At 45.7% G+C, this 15,213-nt stretch carries 9 protein-coding genes and 1 pseudogene; 5 read left to right on the forward strand and 5 right to left on the reverse strand.

Annotation, left to right across the window (positions count from 1 at the left end; all coding sequences use genetic code 11):
* Positions 1–121: 121 nt before the first annotated feature.
* Positions 122–1,621: a S41 family peptidase gene (locus KBW69_RS13910; protein WP_257281234.1), complete on the forward strand. Its 1,500-nt coding sequence runs from the start codon at positions 122–124 to the stop codon at positions 1,619–1,621.
* 104 nt (positions 1,622–1,725) lie between these two features.
* Here the strand turns inward: KBW69_RS13910 and KBW69_RS13915 are convergent, their stop codons facing one another.
* Positions 1,726–2,223: a hypothetical protein gene (locus tag KBW69_RS13915; protein WP_257281235.1), complete on the reverse strand. Its 498-nt coding sequence runs from the start codon at positions 2,221–2,223 to the stop codon at positions 1,726–1,728.
* A 288-nt stretch (positions 2,224–2,511) separates the two neighbouring features.
* On the opposite strand from KBW69_RS13915, the gene focA reads away from it, so the two are divergent.
* The 3 genes from focA (at position 2,512) to parE (ending at position 7,095) form a co-directional block, all read left to right on the forward strand.
* Positions 2,512–3,369, forward strand: a complete 858-nt coding sequence (gene focA, locus KBW69_RS13920; RefSeq protein ID WP_257281236.1) for a formate transporter FocA — start codon at positions 2,512–2,514, stop codon at positions 3,367–3,369.
* 263 nt (positions 3,370–3,632) lie between these two features.
* Positions 3,633–5,012: an MFS transporter gene (locus KBW69_RS13925; protein ID WP_257281237.1), complete on the forward strand. Its 1,380-nt coding sequence runs from the start codon at positions 3,633–3,635 to the stop codon at positions 5,010–5,012.
* Between the two features lie 193 nt (positions 5,013–5,205).
* A complete protein-coding gene (gene parE / locus KBW69_RS13930) occupies positions 5,206–7,095 on the forward strand; it encodes a DNA topoisomerase IV subunit B (protein ID WP_257281238.1) in 1,890 nt (629 codons plus the stop codon).
* Between the two features lie 12 nt (positions 7,096–7,107).
* On the opposite strand, the gene KBW69_RS13935 is transcribed toward parE, so the two are convergent.
* Positions 7,108–7,422 carry a HigA family addiction module antitoxin gene (locus KBW69_RS13935; RefSeq protein ID WP_257253663.1) on the reverse strand — a complete coding sequence of 105 codons (315 nt, stop codon included), beginning with the start codon at positions 7,420–7,422 and terminating at the stop codon, positions 7,108–7,110.
* A 4-nt stretch (positions 7,423–7,426) separates the two neighbouring features.
* A complete protein-coding gene (locus KBW69_RS13940) occupies positions 7,427–7,720 on the reverse strand; it encodes a type II toxin-antitoxin system RelE/ParE family toxin (protein WP_257281239.1) in 294 nt (97 codons plus the stop codon).
* 272 nt (positions 7,721–7,992) lie between these two features.
* Between KBW69_RS13940 and KBW69_RS13945 the strand changes: the two are divergent.
* Positions 7,993–8,154 (forward strand): annotated as a pseudogene (locus tag KBW69_RS13945) (IS630 family transposase); the annotation flags it as partial.
* A 134-nt stretch (positions 8,155–8,288) separates the two neighbouring features.
* On the opposite strand, the gene KBW69_RS13950 reads toward KBW69_RS13945, so the two are convergent.
* A complete protein-coding gene (locus KBW69_RS13950) occupies positions 8,289–12,647 on the reverse strand; it encodes a hypothetical protein (RefSeq protein ID WP_257281240.1) in 4,359 nt (1,452 codons plus the stop codon).
* Positions 12,648–12,709: 62 nt separating this feature from the next.
* The gene (locus tag KBW69_RS13955) at positions 12,710–15,112 is read right to left on the reverse strand and encodes a hypothetical protein (RefSeq protein WP_257281241.1); all 2,403 of its coding nucleotides are present in this window, start codon (positions 15,110–15,112) and stop codon (positions 12,710–12,712) included.
* Positions 15,113–15,213 lie beyond the last annotated feature (101 nt).

Genomic DNA, 15,213 nt, shown 5'->3' on the forward strand with positions numbered 1-15,213 from the left:
TAACCCGGGTGCCGGGCCACCGGAGTGCCGGACCACCGGAGTGCCGGGCCACCCAAACCACGGAGATTGTCGCAAAATCAGCAATAGCGGCATTTTCATCATAAATGTGCAGGGAGAATTCATGACAAAATCCTTTTCTACTTCCCGACAGCCAATGCCACAATGGATAAAAGCCGCTGTGTTGGCCCTGGCATCCGGGGTTGCCCTGCAAGGCTGGTCGGCACCGGTTAATCAGGAAGAGAAGCCTGCCCCGGCAGCTGTTGAGCCTGCCAGGCCAATAACCGATGCTAAACCGGCAAAAGAAGAGAAGAAAGGTACACTACCGCTGGAGGAGTTGCGCACCTTCACCGAGGTCATGCAACTGATCAAAACTACCTATGTTGAAGAGGTAGATGACAAAACGCTTCTGGATAATGCCATCCAGGGTATGCTCTCGGGTCTGGACCCACACTCCGCCTACCTCAAGCCAGACGCCTTCAAAGAACTTGAAATCAATACCTCCGGCAAGTTTGGTGGACTGGGTATCGAAGTCGGTATGGAAAACGGTTTTATCAAAGTCATCGCACCCATTGATGACACTCCTGCCCAGAAAGCTGGCGTTCTGGCTGGCGACCTGATCATCAAGCTGGATGACACTTCTGTAAAGGGTATGACTCTGATGGAGTCTGTGGATAAAATGCGAGGCAAGCCCGGAGAGCCCATCAAGCTGACGATTGTTCGTGAAGGAGCTCCCAAGCCCATCACTCTGATCGTCAAGCGCGACATTATCAAGGTGCAGAGTGTCAAATCCTGGATTCTGGAGGACGGCTACGGATACATTCGCATGAGCCAGTTCCAGACTGAGTCCGATAAGGAAGTGGTTGAACACCTCAACAAACTCAAAAAGTCTCAGAACGGGAAACTAAAAGGCCTGGTACTTGATCTTCGAAACAACCCCGGTGGAGTTCTTCAGGCAGCAGTGGGGGTTGTAGACGCCTTTATCAAAGACGGACTGATCGTCTACACCAAAGGACGTGCTCCCAACCCACAGCTGAGCTTTAAAGCCAACAAAGATGACCCTTCCGAAGGTATTCCTCTGGTAGTGCTGATCAATGGCGGTTCGGCTTCGGCTTCTGAAATCGTCGCTGGCGCCCTGCAGGACCATAGCAGAGCCGTTCTTGTCGGTACCGAATCTTTTGGCAAAGGCTCCGTTCAAACGGTAATGCCCCTGAGCAATAATGATGAGAAAGGTCTGAAACTCACCACGGCCCTTTACTACACTCCCAGTGGCCGATCAATACAGGCCGAGGGTATCAAACCTGACATTTTTGTACCAAGAGCTAAAGTGACACCTGAAGAAGACGTATCCGATTACAAGGAAGCGGACTTACAGGGTCACCTCACCAACGGCAATAAACAGGCAAAAAAAGGCAAACAAGAAAAGAGCAAACAAGAAAAAGGCATGCAGCAGAAAGGCAAGCAGAAGGAGGAATCTCGTTCACTGGCCGAGCAGGATTATCAGTTAAGTCAGGCTCTGAATGTTCTTAAAGGTATCCACATCAATGCTATCCGGAATGAGAAAAAGCCCTCCGCGATAGCCAAAGAACCTGAAGAGGCTATGAAGACAGCAACAACTCTTTAAGATTCATAAGAATACAAAAAAACCGTCTGGAGCCATCCAGACGGTTTTTTTGCGCCCTCAAAAATGAGCCAACAAAATATATAGCTATATAGATTCAACGCATTTCAGAACCTGAATTCAATCCCCAGACTTATGACAGGCTGCTCTTTACTGTCAAACTTGGTGCGTTGCAACAGAGTGCTGGCTGTGGACTCTAAAACAGTACTCTCAGCCACCTCAGGCCCTGTGTCCAGAAAAGTACCAACGTCGACACTGAGATCAACCCGTTTGGCATCATCAAGAAGCTTTTTCCAACCAACACCTACATAGGCTCGCTGCCCTTCACCAGAGAAATAGGCCTTACCCAGTTTCTTCGAGTCCCCCGAAAAAGCCCCTGCAGATACCCTGAAGCCGCTCTCAAAGGGGTAATAATCAATCACCAAACCATTTTTTGTCGCAGAGCTATGGGTATCGGGGGCGGAAAAATCATCGCTAACCATCGTATAAGCGCGAAGACCAAAGGCAGGGCTGCTTGCTTCCTGTTGGGCACTGACAACCTCACCGCCCGATTCTGCCGGAATAATGCCGGAATCATCTGCCAGAGTATTTATGGAAAGCATCATACAGACTGCAAAAATTGAAGGACCGCCGTTCATTATCCTTTCTCCGGGAGTCATGATTCGGAACAGGGATCTTCCCCCTATCGTCTCCGGAAAAGCCGAAGCAAGTCAACCATTCAACGAGTGAATCCTGAAATGAGTTCACGAATTTTCCGTCTGATCATCTGACGCCGTTATTGATAAACTATCTTCTCTTCATGAAAAAATTCTCATCGCCCTCATCAACAAGTGTGATGAGAAATAGTTTCAATCGCTCATGACCCTTTAGTTTGTTCCCTCCCGGATCCTGATATGCAAACCGACAACACCCCACAATCTGGCTGCGTACCTCCTTCTGAGATTGCCCGTATGGCAGAAGATGCTGCTGTGGGTAAAACCAAAAAACACCCTGAGGTGACCTTTGTACTGGCCGTTCTGGCCGGTATTTTTATCTCTCTGGCAGGCATGTTTTATACCATCGTTACCACTGGGGCTGAGGGCCTGCCTTATGGTATGGCAAAACTGGTCGGAGGATTGACTTTCAGTATGGGCCTGATGATGGTCGTACTCTGTGGAGCCGAGCTTTTTACCAGTAACACCCTGTTGCTGATGGGTCGTGCCACTCGTCGCCTCAACATTGCTCAAATCACCAGGAACTGGACGCTTGTCTACTTCGGTAACATGACCGGTGCCTTTTTCATGGTCGCCATGCTGATGGGAGTGAGCCAATACCAAGGCGCTCAGGGTGAAGTGGGTATCAACTACATGTATGTTGCCAATGCCAAAATGGGCCATAATTTTATTCAGGCCATGCTGCTGGGTATCCTCTGCAATCTTGTCGTCTGTCTCACTTATTGGATGACCCTGAGCGCACGTTCTGCAGCCGGAAAAATGCTTGCTTGCATGTTACCTGTTGCCTGCTTCCTGGCAGCCGGATTTGAGCACTCCATTGCCAACATGTTCCTGCTCCCCATGGGCTGGCTGATCAAAAATACTGCTTCGCCCGAATTCTGGGCAGCCACAGGCTATAGTGCTGATTATTTCAGCAATATCACGATCTTCAACATGATTGTCATGAACATCATCCCCGCCACCATCGGTAACATCATGGGTGGTGGTGTCATGGTGGGTTTGAGCTATTGGTTTGTTCACCTTCGTGAGCGTGACTGACCCGTCATTCAAATGTGGCTGCATGGAAGCAGCCTCCCTGATCAACCACAATAAGGCGGTAACTCGACCGGCATTTTTTCTGAATGGTGCTACATTATTTCCTAAGTTGACTCAGAGACTGAACAGATGAACGACAAAGATGATCTTTCGTCTCCTCTGCTGGTAAAAGACTTTTTTACCATGAAAACACTGATAGTTGCGTTTTTACAGTCCCTTCTCTCCTAGCGCGTTCCACCTTTTCATAGCAATTCATGGAAGTGTTCATGAGATCTTTTTTAAAATGCTCTGTTGTCCCTGATGGTTATTCCAAAAAACAACACGAACGTTATTCAAAATTAAGATTGCAAATTCTGATCGGGGCTTTTCTTTCTTATTCGGCCTATTATCTGGTTCGGAAAAACTTTGTCATGGTCATGCCCGACCTGATTTCAGAGGGCTATAGCAAATCTGAACTCGGAGTGGCTCTATCAGCACTGGCTCTCAGTTATGGGATCAGCAATCTGCTCATGGGTTACCTGGCAGACCGGATTGATGTCCGTAAGCTAATGCCCCTGTGCCTTCTGGGCTCAGCACTGCTCTCTCTGTTTCTTGGCTTTTCACCGGTGCTCCAGTTCCCACTGATTATGATAGTGATGACCCTGGCCCTCAATGGCTTTATACAGGGTTCAGGATGGCCGTGCAGTGCCAAACTGATTGCCCACTGGTTCGTCAGGCAAGAGCGTGGCACGGCCATGAGCATATGGAATTTGTCGCATAATGTAGGCTGCGGCCTGCTGGGGCCCATTGCCATCCTGGCAGTCACTCTTTTTGGCACCTGGCAAAGCAAGCTCTACTTTCCGGCCTTTATAGCCATCGTCATTGCTATGATGGGGCACCTGCTCCTGAGGGACAGACCTTCTCAGTGTCATTTACCACCGCCTTCTCCGGAGTTGTCGGAGGAGCTGGAGATAGAACAGCACAAAACGTCTTTTATCCGAACGCTCCAACTCTTCGGCCAGCATTGCCTGACAATGCCCCCGCTCTGGATTCTGGCCATTGTTAACGCCTGCACTTATTTCATTCGCTATGGTGTCATTGACTGGGCTCCGGTCTACCTGACAGAAACCAAGGGCTTTAGTTTCAATGCTTCGAGCTGGGCTTTTTTTGCTTTTGAGTATGCTGCTATACCCGGAACCCTTATTTGTGGCTATATGAGCGATAAGCATTTCAAAGGCAAGCGTGCTCCCATGAATGCTCTCTTTATGGCACTGGTACTCATTTCAGTCATTGCCTACTGGAACTCACCACCGGGTGACACCTCTTATGCCGTACTCTCACTGATTTCGACCGGATTTTTAATCTACGGCCCTGTCATGCTGGTACACGTTCATATCATTGATCTGGTGCCTCTCCCCTTTGCAGCCACTGCAGCCGGTTTCTGTGGACTCTTTGGGTATATTTTCGGAGCCACTTCCGCCAACCTGCTACTGGGAAAAGTGCTTGACCTCTATGGTTGGGATGCCTGCTTCCAACTGTTAGCCGGTGCCAGCTTGCTGGCTCTGCTATTACTCTTACTCCTCTGGCTTTGGGAAAACAGGCACCCTGACCCAACCATCGAGTTCAGCACGACGACACCACAACCCATAAGCCTTCCATCAAAATAAATCAGCCATGAGCGACTGAAACAATTTTTCGTTACCCTCAGATGAAAAATTTTTCACGGTAAAAAAGGTCTTCCCTCACTGAAATCCTCAGAACAAATACCCATAACAATATTAAGCACTCTCAACACTGACTAACGCCAAGGCTTTAGGTACACTAATGAGTTAACGCGCAATCAGACCCAACAAGGATTTCATGCGTAACGACTATACAGCGGAAGCCATTGAGGTACTCAGTGGCCTGGACCCGGTTCGCAAACGTCCGGGCATGTACACAGACACGACCCGGCCCAACCACTTGGCTCAGGAAATCATCGACAACAGTGTCGACGAAGCGTTGGCCGGCTTTGCCAGTAAAATCAAGGTTATCCTGCACAAAGACAACTCATTGGAAGTCATTGATGATGGTCGGGGTATGCCTACGGATATTCATCCGGAACACGGAATAACCGGCATAGAACTGATCCTGACCCGGCTGCACGCAGGTGGTAAATTCTCCAATAAGAACTACCAGTTCTCAGGTGGTCTTCACGGAGTGGGTGTCTCGGTTGTCAACGCATTATCGACTCGCCTTGAAGTCACCGTTCGCAGAGATGCAAAAGTATCCCTGATCACATTCAAGGATGGCTACAAAGATCAGGATCTGCACGAGATCGACACCTGTGGCCGTCGCAATACCGGCACAATGGTTCGTTTCTGGCCCGATGCCAGCTACTTTGATTCAGCCAAATTCTCGGTTTCCAAGCTCAGGCATGTACTGCGCGCTAAAGCCGTACTCTGCCCCGGCCTCAACATCGAGTTTGTTGATCACCACACCGGTGATACCGAGGAGTGGTACTACGAAGATGGCCTGACCGACTACCTGAAAGGTTCGACCCAAGGCTATGAAACCCTGCCGCAGGAACCTTTCACAGGTTCACTGCAAGGTGAAAAAGAAGCGGCAGACTGGGCAGTTCAATGGCTTCCTGAAGGCGGTGAATTGCTGACAGAAAGCTACGTCAACCTAATTCCAACCCCCCTTGGCGGAACACACGTCAATGGTTTAAGAACCGGCTTGCTGGAAGCGATTCGCGAATTCTGCGAATTCCGTAACCTTTTACCCAAAAGCGTTAAGTTGAGCCCGGACGATATCTGGGAAAATTGCTCTTACGTTCTCTCTGCCAAACTGGCAGACCCACAGTTTTCAGGTCAAACCAAAGAACGCCTGTCTTCAAGAGAATGCGCTTCGTTTGTTTCCGGCGTGGCCAAAGATGCCTTCAGTCTCTGGCTTAACCAGCACCATGCAGAGGGCGAGCTGCTGGCAGAGCTGTGTATCAACAACGCCCAGAAGCGGATGCGCAAATCCAAAAAAGTAGCCCGTAAAAAAGTCACTCAGGGACCTGCCCTGCCCGGAAAGCTGGCAGACTGCTCAAGTCAGGATTTGAACTACACCGAGTTATTCCTGGTCGAAGGCGATTCTGCAGGGGGCTCTGCAAAACAGGCACGGGATCGTGAATATCAGGCGATTCTGCCGCTACGCGGTAAAATCCTGAACACTTGGGAAGTGGATTCCAGCGAAGTACTGGCCTCTCGTGAAATTCATGATATTTCTGTCGCCCTGGGCGTTGACCCTGGTTCAGACAAACTCGACGGACTGCGCTACGGAAAAATCTGCATCCTGGCGGACGCCGACTCTGACGGTCTGCACATTGCCACTCTGCTCTGTGCACTGTTCGTACAACACTTCAAAGCTCTGGTAGAACAAGGACATATCTACGTAGCCATGCCACCTCTTTATCGAATCGATGTCGCCAAAGACGTTTACTACGCCCTCGATGAAGCAGAAAAAGAAGGTGTACTGGAACGAATCAAGGCCGAAAAGAAACGGGGCAAAGTCAACGTTCAGCGCTTCAAGGGTCTGGGAGAAATGAACCCGTTACAGCTTCGTGAAACCACCATGTCTGCCGACACTCGTCGTTTGGTTCAGTTGACACTGGAAGACTTTGAACTGACCCGTGAAGAGATGGACATGCTGCTGGCTAAAAAGCGGGCTGGCGATCGCAAGAGCTGGCTTGAGGCTAAAGGGGATTTGGTGGAGATTTCCTGAGTGTGGCTCTTATCAAGCTGTTTGTCTTTTGAACGCTGTGACAGGTCTCACAGCCTTCGACTCCTCGTTATACCGGGTCCTGGTATCCCATAAGTCGCATGCATGCTGGATATTAAGCCAGAACTCGGGAGTATTACCTAAAGCCGCCGCCAGTTTGATGGCCAGTGGTGCTGTCAGCACCGTTCTGTCATTCAGAATATTACTGACAGTATTTCTGTGGACGCCCATGGCTTCAGCCAGATCAATAATCTTCAGTTCCATCGGCTCCATGAATTCCATCCTCAGCATGTCGCCTACGGATACAGGTCTTCTCTTGGTTGCCCTCATAGTCTTATCCCTTGTAAGTGTGTGGATCAAGATGTGTGTCTACAGCCACGCCATCTATCCATTTGAATACCAGGCGGTATTGCCTGTTGACCCGGATTGAACACCATTCGCTGAGGTTGTTGGTCAAATGTTCAAACCGGTTTCCCGGCGGTATCCTTAAATCCGATTCTTTGCAAGCTCCATCCAGGATTTGTATTTTCCTGAATAGCACTGATTCAAGCTTTTTTGGTATCCGTTTGTCCTGCCTGTCATCTTCATAAAAGGACTCTAGCCACTTATCTCTGAACTCAACAGACATACATGCCCTTTACGCATAATATTGTTGTGCATTAAAGGTAAACATATGCACAATATGATTGTGCGTCAAGTGCGTTGTGCTCAATCAAGCCCATCTTCAGGTCAAGAATCCCAGAAGGCTATATGGGCATGAGAACTGCCGATGATCTCATTGTTGAACAATTGAACTACGGGACAAAAATCTACACGGAGTAAAATTTTGGGGTTGGGTGATCTGAACCACTCTCTTTGCATGTGCTTGATGGTGCTGTCATCGGTCAGTGCCAGCAGCGTCATACTCATGTGGAATGGCTGAAGTTTCTTAAACAGATAAATAGGGAAACGGCAAAAGACAAAGAGCTGCACCTGATTTGCGACAACTATGCGACTTACAAACACCCGAAGAAGCGAGAGTGGCTGGAAAAACATCCTCGTTTTCATATGCACTTTACGCCAAAAATCAATGAGTTGGGATCGTTTTCTCACCAGCTTATGGTGTTTCCAACAAGTGTTGCCAATCTTGACGATTACATTCATAAAAAAACAGCGCTGTTGAGCCTATCTTAAAACCTCAACAGCCCCTTGAGTAACTACTTGTCAGGATCTTTCCACGCTCCATGGTACAGCCCCTTTTCATCCTTAGACCCAGCTGTACTGCGATGTGCCTCCGGGTAATCATGATTCCACCAATAGACTGAATCATGTTTCGCTTTTATTTCAGTTGGCATAGAACATATGAAACCCTTGATGTGCCACTTAAAATCAGTGAATACTTTTAACTGAATATCTTTATAGAGTTCACCTGGGCATTTTGGCAGTACCAATGTGGTATCTTGTTTTGAATTTGAATTGCCCAGAATGGTATATCCTTCTTTGTCAAGACGATAAGGCCAAACATCGTACCAGCCCAGTTGGTCTGAAGTTATGTCCCAGACAGGAAGGAAATTGATAACCCGGTCTGGATTTTCAAGCTTGATATCTCTTCTTCCATTGACAACAACATAATACTCATTCTCAAGTTGCTTCGAAAGCATTCTTTGAACTGCCTTACGACCACAGTCGTACTGCCATTTTATATCAGGCATCAAGCCACAATAATCAACGACACCAGTGATGGTTTCATTCAATGAAAGTTTATCGCCGACCGATTTCTTGCCAGCTCTGATGCCACCGACAACCTGCAACAGTTGCTTTTTTGTCATTTGACTTAGCTGATAGTGTCTGGCATGTGCTAATAAGAACTTGCTTCCCTTCTTTATTTTTTGTGCCCATTGGTTCTCGAAAAAAGTCTCTTTATTCATAAAATTAAGAGCTAATTTTTTACGAATGAACGAGTAAATCTGATAATCAACAACTCTATAACTTTTATCAAAACCGCACATTGTCTTCAGTATATCCCTATTTAGTCCTGTGTAATCATCTAAATCAAGGCAAAGACTCCCTATGCCATCACTAGCGGATTCCTGCATAGGAATACCTCGTAGGTTATAGCCTATATAAGTTGCAATGCCTACTACAAAACCTCTGTAAAATAACCTTCCAGTCGCTTCATTCACATACCCTCCTGAGCCTTTTAATTTAGCTTTACGCTTGGTTTTTTTCCCGGTTAACTGATCATTTTCATCTAATCGGTGGCTAAAAGCCTCAATCGACTTTTTTAAATTTTTCGAGGCTTCATTATAGTCTCCAAGGAGTTTTTTATGCCGTTTTTTATATTCTGAAACTTCATTTTGAAGCCATTCATTATCTGCCTGCAAATCGGTATACTTGGTATTTGATACTTCCAATTTTCGTTTAATATCGAGTACTTCAAGATCAAGCTGACTAATTTTCTCTTTATACCCATCAATTTCCTCACTCTTATCTTGGGCTTGATCTTGCTTTATTTTTTTTAGTTGTTGCTCCAGACTTTTTAGTTCCTTATCAAGACTTACATTTTTTTCCTCATAGCTTTTAGCCAGCTTATTTAATGACGCAATTTTTTCACCCATTCTCTTATTAGCAGACCGCCTGTCAGCTATCTCTTTATCTTTCCTCGACAGCTTTTTCTCAAATTCATGAAAAAATTGGTTTCGTTGCTCTTCCTTTTTGGCAAGGCTGATTTCATTAGCTTTTAAAGCATCCAAAACTTTTTGTTTCGAAAGCATTAACTCTTGTTCCTTATTATTTAATTCACGGGTCAGTTCATCAATGCGCTCCTTCATCACTTCAATCCTGGCTGACTTGAAATGAGTACTTCTGTGATTTGGCTGTAATGGTAATTCACCTGACCGCCGATCTATGTCGTCTAAAAGCATGCTGAAGAAATAATTCTTTGAGAAAACCGTTTTCAAATAGAGGGCACGATGCCAATGTTTGCCCTGCTTCCGAATAGAGGTATCGCGCTTAGCCGCATCACCGTTTAGCCCCCTGACGATGCTCTCATAAATAACCAGTTCCTCGGACTGGAAAGTGGCCTGTGACCCGGTAAGCGCCATAGCGACATCCAGGCTTGGGAGGTAGGCGTTTATTGACCCGCCTTCAACCGTAAAATCAAACACAAACAGGTTATAGGCTTCAGGATCAGGCCCCTGCCCGGGGAAAGAAAACAACATTTTTTGGCGGGGTTCTGATACTTTAAAACCATCCAGTTTTGTATCCAGCCACTGTTTTAAATCATCTACTTTGTCGTACGCCATCAGAACATCAATATCATTCGTCACAGGCTCGTTATCCTTGAATTTAAGCTGATGTCCAAACCCGTGTTTGGTTATGTACGCTCTTACAGACTCTCCTCCATACAGGCAGCTACCCGTTTTTTTCTCTACACAAAAGGCTTCGATAATATCCTTGAGGCCATCGCGCAAATTAATAATAGTCTGAGCAAACTGACCATATTTATCAGAGCTATCAACGACACGATTAAACATAACTTGCGTCATGGGCACAATGTACTCATCATCACTGCTGCGACAGTGATCAGAAAAAGCAGGTGGATCTGTATCACCTGCAGGGCTCATGGAGTGATTGATATAACGAGCAAGACGGTTACTCACAACCATTGCCCAGTCTTCCGTCGGCTGACGATCTTCAACAGGCAAAACCTGCAGCATGCCTGCATGGCTTAGCTTGCGCATTAAGTCGTAGGCATCCTGAAGAGCGGCTTCGGGTGACTGCCCCACACTCAATCCACTGTTTAAAAAAAACTGCTTTGTTGCCTGCCACAGTAGACTCTCTGCTGATGCGACAGGGGACAAACCGGACTTTTCAGAAAATGGGGAGCCTGCACCTTTGTCCTTATCTTTTTCACCTTCTGCCCCCTCGCCCTCATCCTCCCCGGAACCCTCTGGCTCCCTTTCGTCACTTTTGTTGAGAGTGAAGCTTTCTCCGCTGCTGGAAAACCTGTTTTCCTCCGCAGCTGGACCCAATATATACGACTGTGGAACAGGACCAGCAGAGAAAGCTTGCATGGTCATCCAACCAAAACAATGCTGATTGTCAGAGTAGCAGGCAGGAACCACAGGAGTCAGTCCTTGCAAGCCCAATTCTTGATATGGCCGGAGCATCAAAGCCTTCATCGGTTCAGACATGATATAAGCAGACCAATACCAATTCAGAAACAACCGGCTGAACCCGGCTGTGGTCTTTGCAGAGCTGGCTGCCAGAAGCCGATGAGTCAGCCAGGATGGCACCGTCAATGCAATTTGCAACCCAGACTCATTTGCTTTCTCTGGAGCAATAAGCTGGACAGTTAAACAAGTAGTGGTACTGCCTTCTTTCGGTTCGCTCCAGACAACCTGTTGATAACGCTCAACGTTAATGTCATTGATTTTTTTTATCCAGAAAATGCCTCGATTACTCCCCACCTGGTAAGTGCTGGTTGTGTTGTCACTGTTTGGCAGAATGACCGAGAATACAGTTGTAGTTGAATCTTGTTGCACAACCTGCAGTTCCGCTTTTCCATCACGACTTTTCACGACCGACTGACCGGGTGCAAGCTGCTTATTAAGCTCAGTAACATAGGCCACAAGACTGTGCAGGCTGGCAAAATTATCGTGCTGTATCCGATAGTTTGGATCAGCTTCTGCCAGAGTCAGGTAGCCAAGCACCGGATTGAAGGTTCCAGCCTCAGCAGTGGCAGAATCGGGTATTCTCACGGGGTTCCACTGCGAACCGGAAAATACAAGCCACGAAGCCCATTGCCGTAAGGCATCAATCAAGAGAAAACGGTTCAGCAGACCAGCCGAAATACCGTAAACCCGCATAACAGGGTAGATAACCGGACTACACGACGCGGCAGAACCCTGACAAACTAACGCTGATATCACGATTGCAGACGATACCGCCAGCTGCACAACTGCCGCTGCCCCCACATCTTCAAGGTTTAACGGAAAACTGACAGAGACACCGGGAACAGACAATTGTGGACAATAAGATGAGCTATCTGGAATGGTATCGCCGGACAAATCAGTAGAGCACGCACAGAATACGGCCAGAAATAGCCAGGCCAACCATAAGAAAGGTATACCCGTTTTTATACTCAACAACTTCCACCCCATGACCCATTCAAAGATACCTAATATAGATACTGGGAGGCTGTAGTACTTAAGATGGCTCTGGTGCGGTTCCGATAATGACACCATTCCAAACATTACACGATAGACGCCAATAATGAACGAAGCCATGATCAATCCGGAGATTGTCCACTGGGCGCGAGAACCTAGCGGGATGGCTCCTGCTGATCTGGCAGGAAAGCTAAAACAGAAGCCCGAATAGCTGCTGAGTGGGAGCAGGGCAAAAGTCGGTCCATTTATGCCCTGGCTCAGAAGCTGGCGAGCAAGCTTCGGGTTCCTTTTGGTTACCTTTTTCTTAGAGAGCCTCCTGAAGTGCCTTTGCCCATCCGTGATCTGCGTAAAAGGAGCTTTGTGCTCCCTGCACGAAATAAACAACGGGGTAAGGGGAAGCTGCATCTGACATAAGAAAAAATGATCCTGACTCTACAACACAGGTGAAGCAGCAGCCCCTGCTGTGTTCAAAGTTTGCTAAATCCTTTTGATACTTTATTCAGGAAGCTCTGATAGTCATCGGGGTTCAGCCCCAGTTTCTGCAAGTATTGAATAGTATTATGAACAACTTCTTCAGCAGTATAATCTTCACTGGCTTTGACGTCATGAGGTACAACCTCAATCGGCTCATTTCGCATTCGACGGTCATGGATATATTCGAACCAGGCTTTTAAAAACTGATTAATCAGTTTCAATTCCTGCATATTTTCAGGACAACGGAAAAAGCGAAACTCTATTGTTGCATAAGGATCAATCACCTCGGTTCCCGGAATATGCATCAAAGATATAGCCATATATTTTTCTAACATCATATTACCCGCTTCACCGAACATCTGTTGCAAAGGGGCCATTTGCACAAAATGACTATATATTTTTGCAAACTGTTTAAGCTTATCCAATTTTTCTGAGTCCGTTAGCCAATCGCCATTCACGACTTCATAATTGAAAGCAGCCAATTTTTCATTATACGTGGCAATCATCCAATTTATCCGTTCAATGGCTAACTCTCTCATATCAGAATAATCAGAAAACAATTTATACCATTGACTTTCATTATTCTTAACAATTCGATCATTATTACCGAACGCCCTGAGTAGATAAGAATTGCTCTCAATCTCCCTCTGTAATTCCAGTAGAACAGCGGGGTTACCGTGCGTAGCAGAGAGCGCATCAACATGTTTGTGGCCAGAAGCATGATCTATGAGTTCATCTTTAATCATTGAGTCAACCAATTCAAAAACTTTTTCTAAAGCATTGTTCGCATCGGCGTCACCATCATGGTAAGGCGTACAATTAAACTCAAGCCATTTCCTATAATCTAAAAAAGGAGTCACATAGAAGTGTCCATCAAAAGTAAAGCTTCCAGAATCACAGCTTGCCTCATTTGCTCCTAATCTTTCCATATGAGCTCTTACTATCTCAAGATAATAGTAACTTGGCCCACCCCATTGTTCAGCTTTAGAAATCAAATCATATTCCAACTCTTCACCAAATTTGAGATCAATAGAGTTGTTAAGTGGAATACTCTGTCCAGCTGCATCTGGCTTTTCTTCAAACATATCATGAAGAGCATCTAACCAGCGTCTTTCAAATTTCGATGCCATGACTTCTTTATTAAAAGTCATTCTAAGTTCATCATTAATTCTCAGGGCAGCAATAATGGCATTCTTGCACTCATTACATTCAACAGTATTCTTTCTTATCTCATCAAACAGTTCTTTCTTGTAGCGATCGATAAATCTCATAAACTGATCATATTCTGAAAAATAGCCATCTCCAAAAAGAATCCTTTCAAAGAATTGAAATGTCTTATGCCCAACTAATCGATAGTCCCTGCTATCGTCATAGCCCTTGAAGTTCTCATAAAGGTAATCGGACAATAACTCTCCAAGATAATAATTTTTATCATATCTATTTGACACCTCAATTTGTCGATGAGCAAATATCTCTGACAATACTGAATCTATTATTTCGACTCGTTCTTTACTAATTGTTTGGCCAGAACGATACTTATCTGCCTCGTCACTATAAATAAATTTCTGATCTCTTAACAATCCTTCCGTGAATAATATAAAATCTACAAATATTTGTTTAACATTATTTTTGGTAGTGGCGTAATCAGTATAAATACGCAAAAAACCTTTTTTCTTCCACTTCTTATGTCCGATGACTCTTTCGATGGATAAATCATGCTCCCTGGCCAGTGTATTAACAGTATCTAAAAAATGCCCGGCTGCCTCCTGAGGTGACAAGTCCGATACATCAAAGTTAAGCTCTGCATCCTTATCTCTCTTGCGCTTTCCAGATTTCACCCGCGATGATGCCTGTTGGTTTTGCCCCCTGGCCTGTTCACTATTTTGTTCAGGTACCCTATCACCTCTTTCACTCGCTGCTCCCTCTTTTTTTGAATTACCGAGGCTGATAATTCCGTGTATGTCACTTGTATCAACTTTCAAAAAAACATTGTTAGCAGTACCGAGTAATAAAGGTAAAAAAACATTCAAGACAGATGCGCTATTGTCATCCTCATTTTTTTCATGGCCTGGCTGGTAGAAATTATCCTTTTCTTTTTTAGACACACCTGTATTCTTTTTGTAATCGAGTTCCTGGAACTCTTTTGTCACTTTGTTTGTTCTACTTTCAAGAAAGGGGTCTTTCCAGCCTTTAAAAATCGCTATTTCTTTTTCCTTAAAAGCATCAACTAACATTTTATCAGCACTATTTTTTTCAATAGGAACCATTTGAGAAAAAGACTTCCCATTAAGCGCCGGAGTTAAGACTTTATGATGATTATCATGAGAAAGTGAGCCAAAAGCTAGCACGTGCGAAGCATTCAGAAACAGGCAGCAAAAAAACATCAATAATTTCATAGTAAGAAAATTCCATTTTTAGTCATTTTTTAAAATTTAATAATTCGTATAATGCCTCTTCAGTAATCCCTGTCGCTATGTCTGTTAAAGAGCATGCTCAA

It is taken from the genome of Endozoicomonas sp. ISHI1 (genome assembly GCF_024606225.1).
Classification (GTDB): domain Bacteria; phylum Pseudomonadota; class Gammaproteobacteria; order Pseudomonadales; family Endozoicomonadaceae; genus Endozoicomonas_A.